Annotated in this window: 13 protein-coding genes; 7 read left to right on the top strand and 6 right to left on the bottom strand. The window is 39.9% G+C overall.

Going from position 1 to position 17850, the window contains the following annotated elements; all coding sequences use genetic code 11:
- Positions 1–11: 11 nt before the first annotated feature.
- Positions 12–797: an ABC transporter permease gene (locus BI350_RS10640; protein ID WP_075528097.1), complete on the bottom strand. Its 786-nt coding sequence runs from the start codon at positions 795–797 to the stop codon at positions 12–14.
- Between the two features lie 159 nt (positions 798–956).
- Complete coding sequence (locus BI350_RS10635; protein WP_075528096.1) at positions 957–2015, bottom strand: ABC transporter substrate-binding protein; 1059 nt, start codon at positions 2013–2015, stop codon at positions 957–959.
- 183 nt (positions 2016–2198) lie between these two features.
- On the opposite strand from BI350_RS10635, the gene BI350_RS10630 reads away from it, so the two are divergent.
- Positions 2199–3365 (top strand): aminotransferase A, encoded by a 1167-nt coding sequence (locus BI350_RS10630; protein WP_082295047.1) that lies wholly within the window; start codon positions 2199–2201, stop codon positions 3363–3365.
- 6 nt (positions 3366–3371) lie between these two features.
- Here BI350_RS10630 and BI350_RS10625 read toward each other — a convergent pair whose 3' ends face one another.
- The 4 genes from BI350_RS10625 to BI350_RS10610 form a co-directional block, all read right to left on the bottom strand.
- Positions 3372–4274, bottom strand: a complete 903-nt coding sequence (locus BI350_RS10625) for an ABC transporter permease (RefSeq protein ID WP_075528095.1) — start codon at positions 4272–4274, stop codon at positions 3372–3374.
- Between the two features lie 361 nt (positions 4275–4635).
- Positions 4636–5733, bottom strand: a complete 1098-nt coding sequence (locus BI350_RS10620) for an ABC transporter ATP-binding protein (protein WP_075528094.1) — start codon at positions 5731–5733, stop codon at positions 4636–4638.
- Between the two features lie 162 nt (positions 5734–5895).
- Complete coding sequence (locus tag BI350_RS10615; protein ID WP_075528093.1) at positions 5896–7293, bottom strand: UDP-N-acetylmuramoyl-tripeptide--D-alanyl-D-alanine ligase; 1398 nt, start codon at positions 7291–7293, stop codon at positions 5896–5898.
- A gap of 243 nt (positions 7294–7536) precedes the next feature.
- Positions 7537–8823, bottom strand: a complete 1287-nt coding sequence (locus BI350_RS10610; protein WP_075528092.1) for a replication-associated recombination protein A — start codon at positions 8821–8823, stop codon at positions 7537–7539.
- A 129-nt stretch (positions 8824–8952) separates the two neighbouring features.
- Between BI350_RS10610 and cymR the strand changes: the two genes are divergently transcribed.
- The 6 genes from cymR to alaS all read left to right on the top strand — a co-directional run bounded on the left by cymR (position 8953) and on the right by alaS (position 17825).
- Positions 8953–9372: a cysteine metabolism transcriptional regulator CymR gene (cymR, locus tag BI350_RS10605; protein WP_075528091.1), complete on the top strand. Its 420-nt coding sequence runs from the start codon at positions 8953–8955 to the stop codon at positions 9370–9372.
- A gap of 13 nt (positions 9373–9385) precedes the next feature.
- Positions 9386–10528 (top strand): cysteine desulfurase family protein, encoded by a 1143-nt coding sequence (locus tag BI350_RS10600; protein WP_075528090.1) that lies wholly within the window; start codon positions 9386–9388, stop codon positions 10526–10528.
- A gap of 22 nt (positions 10529–10550) precedes the next feature.
- Positions 10551–11672, top strand: a complete 1122-nt coding sequence (gene mnmA, locus BI350_RS10595; RefSeq protein ID WP_075528089.1) for a tRNA 2-thiouridine(34) synthase MnmA — start codon at positions 10551–10553, stop codon at positions 11670–11672.
- Positions 11673–11684: 12 nt separating this feature from the next.
- A complete protein-coding gene (locus tag BI350_RS10590) occupies positions 11685–12344 on the top strand; it encodes a tetratricopeptide repeat protein (protein ID WP_075528088.1) in 660 nt (219 codons plus the stop codon).
- 13 nt (positions 12345–12357) lie between these two features.
- A complete protein-coding gene (gene recD2, locus BI350_RS10585) occupies positions 12358–14775 on the top strand; it encodes an SF1B family DNA helicase RecD2 (protein WP_075528087.1) in 2418 nt (805 codons plus the stop codon).
- A 416-nt stretch (positions 14776–15191) separates the two neighbouring features.
- Positions 15192–17825, top strand: coding sequence for an alanine--tRNA ligase (gene alaS / locus BI350_RS10580; RefSeq protein WP_075528086.1), 2634 nt, complete (start codon positions 15192–15194; stop codon positions 17823–17825).
- Positions 17826–17850: the final 25 nt, after the last annotated feature.

Raw genomic sequence — 17850 nt, 5'->3', positions numbered from 1 at the left:
ATTTAATTTAATCAGGAAGTCTTTCTTTTGAGGCGGGCCGCTTTGCGAGCTGAGACCAACGACTGGAAAAGAAATATAGTAACAGTTACCCCGATGAGAATCGTCGATACTGCTGCCATTGTAGGATTGACCTGGATGCGAAGGTTTTCCCACAATGCTATCGGAAGTGTTTTTGTATTAGAACCTGCTAGGAAAATTGAGACAACGACTTCATCAAAGGAAATAATAAAGGCAAATAAAGATCCCGATAACACCGCCGGTCGAATTAAAGGAAGTGTAATTTTGAAGAAAGCACCTAATGGAGTTGATCCTAATCCCATTGCGGCCAATTCAAGATTCCGATCTACTCCCTTCAAACTAGCTGTCACTGTAACAAACACAATGGGTATCGCTATTATTGTATGTGCTAAGACTAGGCCAAGTATACTATTAGAAAGGCTTAGAGGCGCGAAAGAATGGTAAAGGGCAACACCGATAATAATTAAAGGAATTATCATAGGGGCTACCATAAATAACATAAAAGCTTGTTTTCCCCAAAAACTCAACCTTGTTACAGCAAGCGAAGCCATTATTCCGAGTGTTGTTGCGAGAAGAGCGGTAAGAAGGGCAATTGTGAGACTACGGAATGTAGCCTCCACCCATTCGCTATTGGAAAAGAAGCTTGCATACCACTTTGTGGAGTACCCTGGGGGTGGAAATTCAAAGTAACTCACAGATGTAAAAGACATCGGTATAATGACAAGTACTGGTGCGATTAAAGCAAAGAGAATGATTCCTACAAGTATTTTTAGCCACATGTCATTCCACTCCTTCAATATTGGAATACTGCCAGTTAGGGGCAACCCTATCGAAAATAGAAGCTAGGTCACTACAATTAAAATGGAAACGAGCGCCGACGCCAAATGCCATTTCATGATTGTGTAAAATTGCATCTATTAATAGTGCAATCATTTCTGTTATTCAAGAAGCCACTGTTGAAAACGTTCATCGACCTCATCAAAATTGTCAACCCACCATTCACTATTAATAATCACTTGTTGACCTTGTTTATCTGGAGATTGCCCCAAGCGATTGACTGCTTCATCAGACAATAGTGGTAATGCATGACTGTTAGCTGGTGCATTATCATAGACGGCAGACAAAGCAGCCTGCTGCTCTGGTTCAAGTGTAAAGGCGATAAATTTCATGGCCAACTCTTTGTTAGGTGAGCCTTTAGGGACAGCCCAAGAATTTGTGAAAATAATCCCTTGGTTAAAATCTAAATCTACCGGTGCGCCTTCAGCATTTGCTTCTGTGATCCTACCGCTCCAAGCAGATGCTAAGGAAACTTCGTTCGTAGAGAGTAGATCTGGTGGTTGGGCACCTGCTGTCCACCAAACTTTCACATGATCTCTGATTTCATCGAGTTTGACAAAGGCACGATCAACGTCTAAAGGATACAAGTCTTCCGGTTCTACACCATCGGCAAGCAGTGCAGATTCAAGAGTCCACATGGGGGAGCTATATAAAGAGCGGGGGCCAGGAAAATTTTCAGTATCCCAAAAATCTGCCCAAGTTCTTGGATATTTATCTGCGGAGAAATCGTCCGTGTTAAAGGCAATCACTGTTGAAAACAAATTTTCTGGAACAGCATAATCGTTAACGAGTTCTTCCGGAAGACCTTCTGTACTAATGACATCAAAGTCTAATCTTTCAAGAATTCCTTCTCTTCCTGCACGAATCGCGAAGTCGTTACCAACACTGACAACATCCCATTCAACATTACCGCTTTCCACCATAGCTTTTAGTTTACCGGTATCCGGTGGCGTGACAACGGTAACTTTGACGCCATATTCTTTTTCAAAGGGTACAAAAGAAGCCTTCTTATGGACTTCAGTATAAGGTCCACCCCAATCTACAACAACAAGTTCTTCGTTATTACGATTAGATTTCTTAGTGTCGTTCTTACCGCAACCCATAACACTAAGAAACAAAAGCAACAAAACTATGCCTAATCCTATCTTTTTACTACTCATTTTTATCCCCCTTAAGTCTACTTTTTCTCGTCATGTTCGCGAATCTTAAACATGCATCATCCTGGTGAGTCTAACCTCGTTTTCGTTCCATTTCAATTTAATATAGAATGAGTGACTTATTTTGTTTGAGTGCAGAGCATATAGTTGGAATTAGTAATTACTTTGAGAGAAGGCGAAGGAAGATTGATTAATTTAGTCAATAAAAATGTGAAAGCAATTGAAATGTCGGGGATTCGTAAAATTGCCAATGTTATAAACGAATACCCAAATGCTGTAAATTTGACATTTGGTCAACCTAATTTTCCAACACCTGATTATATTAAAGAGGCTGGCATAAAAGCGATTCAGGATAATCAAACAGCCTATACAGAGACAGCAGGAATATATGAATTACGTAAAGCGGCCTGTGATTATGTGCACAAACTTCATGGTTTATCGTATAATCCGGACGATGAAGTCATCGTCACAATTGGAGCTAGTGAAGGACTTGATATCGCATTTCGTACAATTCTTGAAGAAGGGTCCGAGGTGATTTTGCCTGCTCCAGTTTATCCTGGATATGAACCGCTTATTCGTATGTGCAATGCAATACCTGTCTTCGTCGACACGGCGAAAAATAATTTCAAGTTGACTGTTTCGTTACTTGAAGAAGCGATTACCGATAAAACGCGTTGTATCGTTCTTTCTTATCCGAGTAATCCAATTGGTACGATTATGACGAAAAAAGAGTTACAAGTAATTGGGAAGTTTTTGGCGGACAAAAAGATCTTTATTGTAGCGGATGAAATTTACAGTGAACTAATTTACGAAGGTAAACATTATTCAGTTGGAGCGATTCCCGAGCTGAAAGATAGAACAATTGTGTTGAACGGGCTTTCAAAGTCGCATGCAATGACAGGGTGGCGGATTGGGTTTGTTTTTGCGCCGTCTTATTTGACAGAGGAAATGTATAAAGTACATTCATACAATGCCATTTGTGCAAGTACAATAAGCCAATATGCTGCCCTCGAAGCATTGATACAAGGTACTCACCGTGAAGAAATCGTGACAATGAAAAAAGAATACAAGGAAAGAAAAGAATTTGTGTACAATCGATTAAAAGAATTGGATTTGGATGTTGTTGAGCCACAAGGTGCATTTTATATTTTTCCTTCTATCAAAAAAACAGGTTTAACATCAGAGGTATTTGCTGAGAAATTGCTTAATCAAGAACGGGTAGCGGTTATACCGGGCAATGCATTTTCAGACGTAGGGGAGGGGTTTATTAGAATTTCTTATGCGCAGTCTATGAAAGAATTGAAAGATGGAATGGATGGCATAGAAAGATTGCTAGTATCACTTAAGACATAGTCCGTATTAGTCCAACTTCTTCAACATCGGATTGTTGCGCATAAGGAGCAACGTAACCAATAATAAAAGCAATGTCGCCAAAAATAAAACTAAGGCGAGGGCTGCTGCTAAATGCCAATTCAAAGTTGTATTAATATTACTTTCTATTAACATCGCAATCATTGGTGTTTTAGCCCCTCCGAGTAAAGCAGGGGTGACATAGTAACCAAGGCCCATCACAAATACTAATAGAGAACCCGCAAGAACGCCGGGCAATGACAGTGGTAAAAAGATTTGCATAAATGCTTTCGATGGATGGGCGCCCATCCCTTCTGCAGCTTGTAGCAACTCTTGGTCAATGCCGTCCATTACAGAATATAAGCTTAAAACCATGTAAGGAAGAAGAATATGAATCATCCCAATAATCACTCCGGTAGTATTGTAAAGGAGGCTAAGCGGTTCGGATTGAAGTCCAATTTCCATCAGAAGCTTATTGATGGGACCATTTTTTTGAAGCAAAATTGTCCATGCAAACGTACGAACAAGTAAACTTATCCAAAAAGGAATTATAACTGCAGCCAAGATGATCTTTTTCCACAATCGCGACTCAGTTCTAACTAACATATACGCAACAGGATAAGCTAAGAGTAGTGAAAATAATGTCACAAGGAAGGTTATTTTTACTGTCGCCCATAGTACTTTCAAATAGACGGGCGTAGTGAAGATACGACTGAGATATTCCAACGTAAAACCATCATCATTAAAAACACTAAGTTTTAAGAAATCAAACATGGAAAAGAATAATAAAATCATAATATATCCCAACGGAACAAATAAAAGCAACCATTTTAGTCCTGTTACCCGTGTTAACCGCAGGGAGAAGGATACCCGTTTCGCAGGTTTCCTAAATTCATTATTTTTCCCGCCCATTTTATTCATCTCCAAATAAAATTACGCTTAATCCCACTTTTTTTATATTCAATTACTTCCTCCTTGGCTTTTAATACCTTCATTATCATGCTGAAATTTTAACCGTTCTTTACCCTTGTAGCCGCTCCTGTTTTGAAGATGCCGAATTTCAGACATAAATCGTATCAATTTTCCATTTTCAGGATACTCCATCAATGAAAAATTCTATTCCACAACATCCTATGTATACAAATGATTAGAGGTACCAGATTTTTAAGTCTTGCTAAATAAGAAAATCGTTGATATGGCTCCCTTTCCGCGGGCGGTCGCCTTATTCAACGATTTTCAGAGTGTGCTTAATCCAATTAAGCCTCATTCCTATTCAAGTCGGAGTTTCATCAAAAACCAAACTTGCATCTTTACTATTCCAACCTAATCGGATTATCTGGCCATTCGAGATAATTTCATGCATGTATACCGGGATTTTAACCATTATTTCTTCACTTGTGAGGGTTTTCGTATTAACGACAACTGAATCCCCGACATAAATGGTGTTTTGCACCTCGGCGAGTATCGTATTATCGAACTGAGATTGTACTTGCGCAATTTGGACGTTTTCCGGACGAATGGCAATTAACATAGATTCACCTTTCAATACCGTATTTGCGTTTTCAATTTTAACGTCTATCACCAAATCATCTTTAATTTTCACCTTGGCGATTTTATCAATTACATTTATAACATGACCTTTAATGAGGTTAATATCTCCAATAAATTCTGCCACAAATCGGTTTTTAGGTCGATTATATAAATTTTCCGGACTATCTATCTGTTCGATTTTTCCTTTATTCATCACACAAATACGATCAGACATGCTTAAAGCCTCTTCTTGGTCATGAGTTACACTGATGGTTGTGATGCCTAGTATTGCTTGGATTTTCATGATTTCTAACTGCATCTGTTTGCGCAAGTTTTTATCTAATGCGCCGAGAGGTTCGTCTAATAGAAGGAGAGGAGGAGTAAAAACAATCGCTCTAGCTAAGGCGACCCGTTGTTGTTGTCCACCGCTTAACTGCTCGGGATATCTGGACCTATATTCTTCCAAATGGACTAGTTTTAGAATGTTTTGAACTTTATCTCTAACCGCATCCTTTGAAAATTTACGAAGACGAAGGGGATAAGCAATATTGTCAAAGACATTCATATGGGGAAAGAGTGCGTAGTTTTGAAATAACATCCCTATCTCTCTTTCGAAAGGCTTTTTCTTTGTTATGTCCAGATTGTTCAATAATATTGAACCGCCACTCAACTCTTCGAATCCTGCTATTAATTTGAGAAGGGAGGTTTTTCCAGAACCGCTAGGTCCTAAAATAGTAATAAATTCACCTTTATTAACCGTTAAATTAACATTATCAACTGCTTTAAACTTCTTATAATATTTTGTCGCGTTAATGACCGACAAGCTATTGCCTAAAGCCATATAATCCTCCCTATATGATTATTGTTTTTCATTTTTGCGCTATTGGAATATTGCCCCCCTTTTTTTAGTTGTTGGTTTATTTTGACAACCCCTACCATTGTGTATTAATTGTATGCGGGGGGAGCCGGAAAAATTAAAGACAATGGGGAACCTACCTAAAAATTATTTAGGGTAGCCCTTTAACATTGACACAAGCGATTTAATGGATTTGTCCCGCATGCATGTTTTCAAAAGTACGGCTGTGTCTTGGCCTAATAGTGGTAAGAGCAATTTTTCTAAATGATTAGAGGTCAGACAAGTGAAAACTTCGCCTTTCATTCCTTTTGCTCCTGCGGCTATTTGATTGGCAAAAGTACCATAAGCGAATAATGTATCAATTTGATGGTTAGCGATTATCTTACCGATTTCCTTATGAATGTCAGATTCTTCTTCGCCTAACCAAGAACTACTGCCGATGACAGCTATTTTCTTTTTATCTTCCCCAATTGTTTTTAGCACTTTTAAACATGCATCTGTGGATGTGGGATTTGACTTCCACGTATCATCAATAATCAAGGAACCATTATAGCCGGTAACGGTTTCCAATTGACCAGGAAATTTTTTAAATGATTTTAACAGTTCGAGCGCTTCGCTAATACCGAACCCAATTTGATGAACTGCTGCAATCGCGCTCAATGCGTTATAGACTTGATGTTCTCCGTATCCTGGCACAAAGCCCTGGTACTTTAAATGTTGATGAAGCAAGGTGAATTCCATTCCATCAGTACCATAACGGATATCGGAAGCTCGATAATCTGCTGGTGCATTGATGCCAAAATATATCAGCTTACCCTTATATTTAGCCAATGATATTTTCTTCGTTCTTTCATCGTCAGCATTCAAAATAAGCGTCCCTTTGTACCCAAGCCCTTTGAGGATTTCCCCTTTTGCCTGAATATAGTTCTCGACCGTTCCGCATAATTGTAAGTGATCCACTCCGATATTGGTTATCATCCCAATTGTCGGCTGGAAGTACATACAATTTGATTCAAGCAACCCTGGATAGTCGACTGGCGTTTCAAATACAGCCACATCTGTTTCTTCTGTAATGCCACATAAATAACGTAAACTTCTATGCTCTCCATTACGAGTTTTAATGGTAGCTTCAACCTTATACTTACTCCTTAAAATTTGGGTAATCATTTCCTTCACAGTCGTTTTTCCACAAGTGCCGGTAATCGCAAAGACGGGGATATCGTACATGTGCCGATAATGGTGGACAAAATTCCAATACGCATTTTCCATGTCCTTTACCATAATATAAGTGACATTAGGTAAGTACTCATCAATCAACTGGCCTTTTTCAAAGACGATGGCGCACGGAATATTAGAACGAAACCGATCCTGTCTCACTATTTTTCGTTTGTTTTTTAGAAATATAGCTGTGTACGGATTTTTAACATGGTTTATGCGATCGACGATATGGAATATTTTAAGTTTTTTCGGTCCATGAACAACTGTTCCGTTAATAACTTTGCAAAATATCTTTAAATTTATCTTTTCTTTTCTAAATGAATCCAAACTATTCACCTCACAAATAGAATAAGTTGCTATATTAATAGCGTATACCGCATCGACATAATTATATAGACGCTTGTCTTCCACAATTGCAAATAACTTATAGAAAAATTGAAATGAGGAATTTGCTCTTCAGTCGGATCTTGAATGGATTGGTGAATAATCTAGATAGTGGTAGCAAAATAGAAAGTTGCTTCAAAATAATAACGCGCATCCCCAATTCAAAAGGAATACGCGTGTAGTTTGTTACTTTTTTTTTCGAAATTCTTTAATCCGTTCAAAAATCGCAGCCAATTTTACTTCATCACCTGCTTGTACAGGCTTATAAAATTCCGTGCCTTCAACTTTATCAGGTAAATATTGCTGATCAATCCATCCGCCAAATGACCCGATAGGCGTATTATGTGGATACTGATAACCGACATGACCGAATTCCGCCGCACCCGCGTAATGTGTATCCCTTAAATGAAGGGGAATGTCACCTGTATTTCCGCTGTTAATTGCATGAACGGCTGCATCGAATGCTTTGTAAGCCGAATTGGACTTAGATGCGAGACACATTTCAATCACTGCATTTGCAAGCGGTATACGTGCTTCTGGCATGCCTAAACGAACTGCCGCTTCGGTGGCAGCAAGAACATGCGCGCCGATATGAGGTGCTGCAAGTCCAATATCTTCATAGGCAATCACGAGTAGCCTTCGATTCACGGCAACAAGATCGCCGGTTTCTAATAAATGCGCTAAATAATAAATCGCTGCATTGACATCACTTCCACGAATCGATTTTTGAAGTGCGGACAATAAATTGTAAAAATGGGAACCTTTTTTATCGCTAAATAATCCAATTCTACCAATTAGGTTTTCTACTAGCCAATCTTCAACAATCGTTTCACCATCTTCTTCATCACTTGCGATGACAACGGATTCTAAAACGTTTAAGGCTTTTCGTGCATCGCCATTTACGCCTTCTGCTATTTTAAAAAGTTGTTCTTCCGTAATGCGAATGGATTGTTTTCCGAGGCCGCGTTCCTGATCTGTTAATGCTCTATGTAATACGCCGAGTAAGTCAGACGCTTCTAATCTTTTCAGTTGTTTGATTTCCCCGCACCGGGATCGGATAGCAGGGTTAACGTCATGAAACGGATTTTCCGTCGTAGCTCCGATAAGAACGATTGACCCTTTTTCAACATGTGGTAATAAAGTATCTTGTTGTAACTTATTAAATCGATGAATCTCGTCAAGAAACAGTAAAACTTTCCCTGTCACACGGGCTTCAGCAACGACATCTTCAACTTCTTTTTTTCCTGATACCGTTGCGTTTAATGAAATAAATGGTAAATCGCTTGTTCCTGCAATTGCGTGTGCTAGGGAAGTCTTGCCAATCCCAGGTTCCCCATAAAGTAACATAGAGGGAACATGTCCTTTTTTAATCAGGTGATAAAGTGCTGTATTTTTGCCGATAATTTCTTCTTGACCGGCAATCTCGTCAATATTTTGTGGACGCATGCGATATGCTAATGGTTCGTTGTGCAAAGTATCACTCCTCGTACAGCTGTTTCTCCATTATACACATCATTTCCTTCGATATCATTTCGTACAAGCAAATCGTGAGTTATGCTATACTATTTTGAAGCAATATGTAAAGGACGGGGTAACAAAAATATGAAGATTTCAACAAAAGGACGATATGGCCTTACAGTAGTTGTTGTACTAGGCGCTAAGTACGGAGAAGGGCCGGTTCCACTGCGTCAGATTGCAGAGGAACAATCATTATCCGAAGCCTATTTAGAGCAGTTAATTCCACCATTACGCAATCACGGCATTGTGAAAAGCGTGCGCGGGGCTTACGGGGGATATATGCTCGCAAAACCGCCTGAAGAAATTACTTCAGGAGATGTGATTCGTGTATTAGAAGGGCCAATTCAACCAATTGAAGGGCTTGAGGATACGGACATTCCACAATATAAACTATGGAAAAGTATTGCGGATGCTGTTAGAGAAGTACTCGATACAACAACAATAGCGGATCTTGTAAAGTCAAATAAAGAATCCACTATTGACAGTTATATGTTCTATATTTAAAAGGAGTTTTTTTATGAAAACGATCTATCTAGACCATGCGGCAACGACACCTGTTCATCCGCTTGTCACTGAGAAATATACAGAGTTATTGAATGCAGTGTTTGGGAATCCGTCTAGTATTCACCGATACGGTAGGGAAGCGAGAAAATGGTTAGCCGATGCAAGGAAAATCATGGCACAATCTATTCATGCAAAACCAGCCGAAATCATTTTCACTTCAGGTGGGACAGAAGCTGATAATATGGCAATACTTGGTGCAGTGAACGCGATGAAAGCAAAGGGCAATCATATTATTACGACAAATATTGAGCATCACGCGGTGTTAAATACGTGTAAACAACTCCAAATAGACGGTTTTGACGTGACTTTTTTAGAGGCGGACGCAAACGGCCAAATTCATGTAGAACAAGTTGCCGAAGCATTGACGGATGAAACGATCCTTGTCACGATTATGTTGGGGAATAATGAGGTTGGTACAATCCAACCGATTCAGGAAATTGGTGACCTGTTAACACATCATCAAGCGATATTTCATACGGACGCGGTACAAGCTTATGGGATTGTGCCAATAAACGTTGATACGCTAGGGGTTGACTTACTTTCCGTCTCTTCACATAAATTAAATGGTCCAAAAGGGGTCGGCTTTTTGTATGAACGAACCGGCACGCCTTCAGCACCCCTCGTTTACGGTGGCGAACAAGAGAGAAAACGCCGGGCAGGTACAGAAAATGTGCCAGCAATCGTTGCTTTTTCAGAAGCGGTAAAAATTGCAGAACAAACAAATAAAGAAAATATATTGAAATATAATGCGTTCGAAAACAGGTTGACGACAATTTTAGCGGAACAAGCGATTCAGTTTTCGGTGAATGCCGTGGAATCAGAGCGTCTACCACATATTACAAATATTAGTTTTCCAGGCACAGATATTGAGTCACTTCTCGTTAACTTAGATATGGCAGGCGTTTGTGTGTCGAGTGGTTCAGCTTGTACAGCAGGTTCTCTTGACCCATCCCACGTGTTAACAGCCATGTATGGCAAAGGTGCGCCGGAACTTCGAAATTCTGTCCGCTTTAGCTATGGATACGGGTTAACGATTGAACAGATCGAAGCGGCTGCCTATAAAACAGCAGAAATTGTAACAAGGTTAGTAAAATGATAGGTAAAGGATTGAATGAGTCATGACAATAAAAAAAGCACCATCTGAAACACGCGTCGTCATTGGCATGTCTGGTGGCGTCGATTCGTCTGTAGCTGCCCTTTTATTAAAAGAGCAAGGCTATGACGTCATCGGAATTTTTATGAAAAACTGGGATGACACAGACGAATTCGGTGTTTGTACAGCAACAGAAGATTATGAGGATGTCATTGCTGTTTGTAATGAAATTGGCATCCCCTATTATGCCGTTAATTTTGAACAACAATATTGGGATAAAGTGTTTACGTACTTTTTAGAAGAATATAAAGCTGGCCGCACACCAAACCCAGATGTTATGTGTAATAAAGAAATTAAGTTTAACGCATTTTTAGACCATGCGATGAGTCTTGGTGCCGATTATTTAGCGACAGGACACTATGCACAAGTCGTCGACACAGAGGACGGCGTAGCGATGTTGCGTGGTAAAGATGAAAGTAAAGATCAAAGCTATTTCTTGAACCAATTGACACAGGAAATGCTTGAAAAAGTAATGTTCCCACTCGGGCATTTAGATAAAAGTGAAGTTCGTGAAATTGCAATTAAAGCAGGCCTTACTACGGCCAAGAAAAAGGATTCTACAGGCATTTGCTTTATTGGAGAAAGAAACTTTAAAGAATTCTTAGGCCAATATTTACCAGCGCAACCAGGAGATATGCAAACGATGACGGGGGAAACAGTAGGTAAGCATGATGGACTGATGTATTATACAATTGGTCAACGTCACGGTCTTGGCATTGGCGGAGCAGGTGAACCTTGGTTTGTATTAGGGAAAGATTTGAAAAACAATGTCCTGCTCGTCGGGCAAGGTTTTCATCATGATGCATTATACTCAGATAGTTTGACAGCAGTCGATATGAATCTCGCAACGCCGAGAAAATTACCGAAACGCTTTACATGTACAGCGAAGTTTAGATATCGCCAACCGGATACGAAAGTAACTGTAGAACTAACTGGAGAACATACAGCGAATGTGATATTTGAAAAACCAGTACGTGCGATTACACCAGGACAAGCGGTTGTTTTCTATGACGGCGAAGAATGTCTAGGTGGCGGAACGATTGATACGGTCATTAAAAATGGCGTCAAATTGGATTATGTAGGGTAAGGGGTAAACAATATGGATCATAACGAAAAAGGCATTATCGCCTTACAAAATGGACAATATGAAAAAGCAATCGAAGCTTTTTTAAAAGCAATTGAAGAAAAGCCAGAAGAAGCAGTCGGGTATATAAATGTTGGTAACGTATTTGCTTCAATAGGCGATACCGAAAAAGCAGAGCCTTTTTTCCAAAAAGCCATTACATTAGACGAAGAGGCGGGTACGGCCATTTACGGTCTTGCCAATCTATATTATAACGAGGAACGTTATGAAGAAGCCTCAAAGCTATATGAACAAGCGATTCGTAAAGGTGTAGAAGAGGCGGATGCGTATTTTATGCTCGGGAAAAGTCTAGAGCGTGCCGATGAAGCAAAGTTAGCGTTGCCTTATTTACAAAGAGCTGCAGAACTTGCGCCAACTGACCTAGAAGTGCGGCTATCTTACGGAATTTCACTTGCCAATTTAGAGTTATTTGATCAAGCAGGAGAGGAATTCCGTTACGTTGTAGAACATGATGAGGAAAATGCAGATGCGCATTATAATTTAGGCTTTTTATACGCTGTATCGACTGACCGTAAAGAAGATGCACTCAAACATTTAAAGCAAGCATTTACACTCAACCCAGAGTATGAACAAGCGCGTTATATTTACGATATGATTCAACTTGACGAAAGTTAAGGAGGGAACTTATGTGGAAAGTCAAACCGAAGAACTGTATGTAATTGGAAGACCGTTCGTTACAATATTTCATAATGCGGATAATCTCTTTACAATTTGTAAATGTGCAATTACAAAAACGAACTGCGATTATGATGAAAAAGAAATTGTTGTAAAAGGGAACTTTCCACAACTTGCTCCTGAAGAAGATTATAAGTTTATTGGTAGGCTCGTCAATCATCCAACGTACGGCGCCCAATTCGATGTACATACCTTCTCAAAGGAAATGCCCGGAACGGAAACCGGACTCGTTCAATATTTGTCTGGTGATTTATTTCCAGGGATTGGGGCGAAGACAGCCGCTACAATCGTTGAAGCATTAGGGACAGATGCGATTAACAAAATACTAAATGACGCTTCTGTTTTGGATAAAGTTCCCCGTTTAACGGAAGAACGAAAGGCCACACTTGTCTCTGTATTGGAACAAAATATGGGGCTTGAACGAACAATTATTCAGTTAAATGAATGGGGCTTCGGACCGAAAGTAGCCATGCGAATCTATCAAGCCTACCGTGAGGAAACGATAGAACTTTTAACTGAAAATCCGTACCGATTGACAGAGGAAATCGAGGGTGTCGGCTTTCAAAGAGCTGATGAGCTAGGGCGACACTTGGGGATAACAGGGAATCACCCATCTAGAATTAAAGCGGCTATTTTATACACAATAAATGAATTCGTACAATCGGAAGGGCATGTATATGTAGAAGGGGAAGTTGCTTTACCTGATGTGAAGCGTCTGCTTGAAATGAGTCAATCTATGGAAATTCCCTATAATAGTATTTCACAAGCGATCATTGAACTTGTAGAAGAAGGGAAATTATCCGCTGAAAAACAAAGGCTGTATGCCCCGTCCTTATACTTTTCGGAAATTGGCTTTGCGTCTAAAATACAAGAGATTATGAGTAATGGGTCTGAAGATCAGTTTCCTGTTTCAGAAATTCGTTCGGCAATTGGGGAAGTGGAAGAGCGTCTTGGTGTCAATTATGCGGAAACACAAGTCGCAGCGATTGAAAAAGCGCTACATTCACCGGCAATGATTTTAACGGGCGGTCCTGGTACAGGGAAGACGACGGTAATTCGAGGGTTTGTGGAAGTCTTTGCAGAACTTCACGGATTGTCTTTGGATCCGGCGGAGTATGCAAAAAAGAAAGAAGCATTCCCAATTATTTTAGCTGCACCAACCGGGAGAGCGGCGAAACGGATGTCGGAATCGACAGAACTGCCTGCGATGACAATCCATCGTCTACTCGGTTTTACAGGCCAACAAAAAGAAGAAGAGACTGAACGAGAAATCGAAGGAAAACTCGTCATTATCGATGAAATGTCCATGGTCGATACATGGCTAGCCCATCAGCTATTAAAAGCGCTTCCGAAAGACGTACAAATTTTATTTGTCGGGGACCAAGATCAATTGCCATCCGTCGGACCTGGTCAAGTGTTAAAGGATATGTTGGAATCTAACGTGATTCCTGTAGTTGAATTAACAGAGATTTATCGTCAAAGTGCAGGATCCACGATTATTGAAATGGCCCACATGATTAAACGTTCGGAGTGGTCTACTAACATCGTCGGTAAAACATCTGACCGTTCTTTTATAGCGGCAAGTGCCGACCGAATTTTGGATGCCGTGCATCAAATAATTGACAATGCAATTTCCAAAGGACATAGCATAAAAGATATACAAGTGTTGGCGCCGATGTATAAAGGACCTGCAGGCATTGACGGCTTAAATAAAATGATTCAGGCAATGGTGAATCCACCGGGCCCTCAGCGGAAGGAAGTAACATTTGGTGACGTTGTTTACCGGATTGGCGATAAAGTACTTCAGCTTGTTAATCAACCGGAAAGTAACGTGTTTAACGGCGATATGGGCGAAGTCATTAGCATTATTAAAGCGAATGAAACGGTCGATAAAAAAGAATTACTTGTCGTTTCTTATGATGGTATCGAAGTGACCTATGAGAGAAAAGATTTAAATCAAATTACGCTATCGTATTGTTGCTCCATTCATAAGTCACAAGGTAGTGAATTTCCAATTGTCATTATGCCAATCGTGCGTGGTCATCGGAAAATGTTGAAACGAAATCTTCTTTATACGGGCATTACACGCGCTCAAAAGTTTTTAATTCTTTGTGGTGAACCAGAAGAGTTTAAAGCAGGTATTTTAAGGGCGGATGAACTCGCACGCCAAACGACCTTACAAGAGCGCTTAAATGCATACGGCGAAACCCTTACAGAAGCTTCAGCGGAAGTAAGTGTAGAAACGGATGACATTGAGCAAGAAGAAGTAGAACAAAATTACGAACTAACGACCGATACTTTTCTTGCGATTGACCCGATGATAGGGATGGCCGGTATTACGCCATATACTTACTTACAGGATGTGGATTGACAGTAGAGCGGAAGTTTTCTATACTAAAAACAATATAAGGAATACGATGACAGAGACAGTAGGTATTTTCATTCGTACAGAAAGGAACCTCTTAGGCTGAAAAGGTTGCCGAGTTGAAAGTATTGAACGCTACTCTTGAGTGCAGCTTATCCCTGCCGTCCGCCGCGTTAAGGCAACCAAAGATACTAATTGTTCATTCGACAAGTTTAGTAATTAGGGTGGTACCGCGAGATGATATCTTCGTCCCTTTCTAGGGGCGGAGTTTTTTTGTTTTTAAAAACAAAAAAATCATTACTTAACACATTCCTTATGCAGTTCTTTTACTATTTGAGTCAATTTCATAATTACTTAAAACCGCTAATCGCAGCGAAAAGATTGGATTATGAAATTGACTAATTTACTCAAGGAGGATTATTATGAAAAAATTAACAGCATCAGAAATTCGTTCTATGTTTTTAAACTATTTTAAAGAACACGGCCATAGTATCGAGCCATCTGCACCGCTTGTGCCTATCGATGACGCTTCATTGTTATGGATTAACAGTGGGGTAGCAACATTAAAGAAATACTTTGATGGACGTATCGTTCCTGACAATCCAAGAATTGTGAATGCGCAAAAATCGATTCGAACAAATGATATCGAAAACGTGGGGAAAACTGCACGCCATCATACGTTCTTTGAAATGCTTGGGAACTTCTCTATCGGGGACTATTTCAAAGAAGAAGCAATTGTACGTGCTTGGGAGTTTTTAACGTCTAAAGATTGGATTGGTTTTGACCCATCATTACTTTATGTGACCGTTCATCCTGAAGATGATGAGGCATATAACATTTGGCGTGAGCATATTGGTTTAGCCGAAGAACGCATTATCCGATTGGAAGGGAATTTCTGGGATATCGGAGAAGGTCCAAGTGGTCCGAACACTGAAATTTTCTATGACCGTGGTCCAAAATACGGCGATGATTTTTCTGATCCTGAATTGTATCCGGGTGGAGAAAACGAACGTTATTTAGAAATTTGGAACCTTGTATTCTCGGAGTTTAACCATAATCCAGATCATACGTATACACCACTTCCAAACAAAAATATTGATACAGGGCTTGGTTTAGAGCGTATGGCATCTGTCCTCCAAGATGTGCCAACGAACTACGATACGGATTTATTTATCCCGATTATTCAAGAAGTCGAAAAAATTTCCGGCGAAAAATATGGGGAAGATGAAGCAAAAGATGTTGCGTTTAAAGTCATCGCTGACCACATCCGTACAGTTGCCTTTGCCATTGGTGATGGCGCATTACCGTCCAATGAAGGGCGTGGCTATGTATTAAGAAGATTATTAAGAAGAGCGGTTCGTTTTGCTATGCAACTAGGTATCAACCGACCATTTATGTATGAACTTGTACCAGTTACCGGTTCAATTATGAAAGATTATTACCCTGAAGTTGATGAGAAAAAAGAATTCATCATGAAAGTAATTCAAAATGAAGAAGAGCGTTTCCATGAGACCCTAAGCGATGGGATGTCTATCTTGTCAACAGTCATTGAAAAAGCAAAACAAGATAAAAAACCGCTTGTAAGTGGCGCTGCGGCGTTTCAATTATATGACACATACGGTTTTCCGTTTGAGTTGACGGAAGAGCTAGCGGAAGAAGCAGGCGTTCAAGTTGATGAAGCTAGCTTTAAAAACGAAATGGAAAAACAACGAGAGCGCGCGCGTGCTGCACGTCAAGATGTAGATTCAATGAAAGTACAATCCGGTGTTTTAGGTGATATTCATGACACAAGTGAATTTATTGGTTATGATAACTTAACTACTGAAGCGACAGTATCCAATTTATTACAAAATGGAACATTTATTGAACAAGCTTCAGAGGGGGATGAAATTCAATTTATCTTGAATGTAACACCGTTTTATGCAGAAAGTGGTGGACAAATTGCGGATAAAGGGACGATTGCAACAGATACGTTTACTGCAGACGTTCATAACGTTCAAAAAGCACCGAACGGTCAAAACTTGCATACAGCAACTGTCCGTAGAGGATCTATCACTTCAGGAACGACAGTCGTTGCAACAGTAGATGCAGAAAAAAGAGAGAAAACGATTAAAAATCATACGGCAACCCATTTGCTTCATAAAGCGTTAAAAGTGGTACTTGGTGAACATGTCGCACAAGCAGGTTCATACGTTGGTCCGGATCGTTTACGTTTTGACTTCTCCCATTTTGGTCAAGTGACAGATGAAGAACTTGAGCAAATTGAAAAGCTAGTCAATGATAAAATTTGGGATGATATCGAAGTCGCGATTGCAGAAAAACCAATTGATGAAGCAAAACGTCAAGGTGCGATGGCCTTATTTGGAGAAAAATATGGCGATATCGTTCGTGTCGTAGCAATTGACGATTATTCAATCGAATTATGCGGAGGATGTCATGTTACATCAACTGCTAAAATTGGTCTCTTTAAACTTGTCTCCGAAAGTGGAATTGGTGCGGGAACAAGGCGTATTGAAGCGTTAACAGGTAAGTCTGCATACGAAGCATTTAAAGAGGAAGAAGAGATTCTTAAAACTGCGGCAATGCTGATAAAAGCGAAACCGGTAGAAATGGTTGCGAAAGTTGAATCTGTCCTTTTAAGTATAAAAGAACTTGAACGTGTGAATAATTCACTTTCAGCACAACTCGCAAATAGTCAATTATCTGGCGTACTAGATGGATCTGAAACGATTGGTGATGTAACGGTTGTATCAGCTCGTGTCGATGTGAAAGATAATCAGGCACTTAGACAAATGATGGACGAATTAAAACAAAAGGTTTCTAAAGGCGTCATTGTTCTAGGCACTGTTGTAAATGAAAAAGTCATGCTCGTTGCAGGTGTAACGAATGACCTAAAAACAAGCAATTATCATGCTGGAAAGCTTGTAAATCATGTAGCTTCTCAATGCGATGGTAAGGGCGGCGGTAGACCCGATATGGCAATGGCTGGTGCAAAAGATGCTTCTAAGCTTGATGATGCGCTTCAATCGGTGTATGATTATGTGAAAACAGTCTGATGTGCTGTTTGCATCGTCTACATTT

The organism is Sporosarcina ureilytica, assembly GCF_001753205.1.
Lineage (GTDB): Bacteria > Bacillota > Bacilli > Bacillales_A > Planococcaceae > Sporosarcina > Sporosarcina ureilytica.
This window is presented reverse-complemented; position numbering and strand designations above follow the sequence as displayed.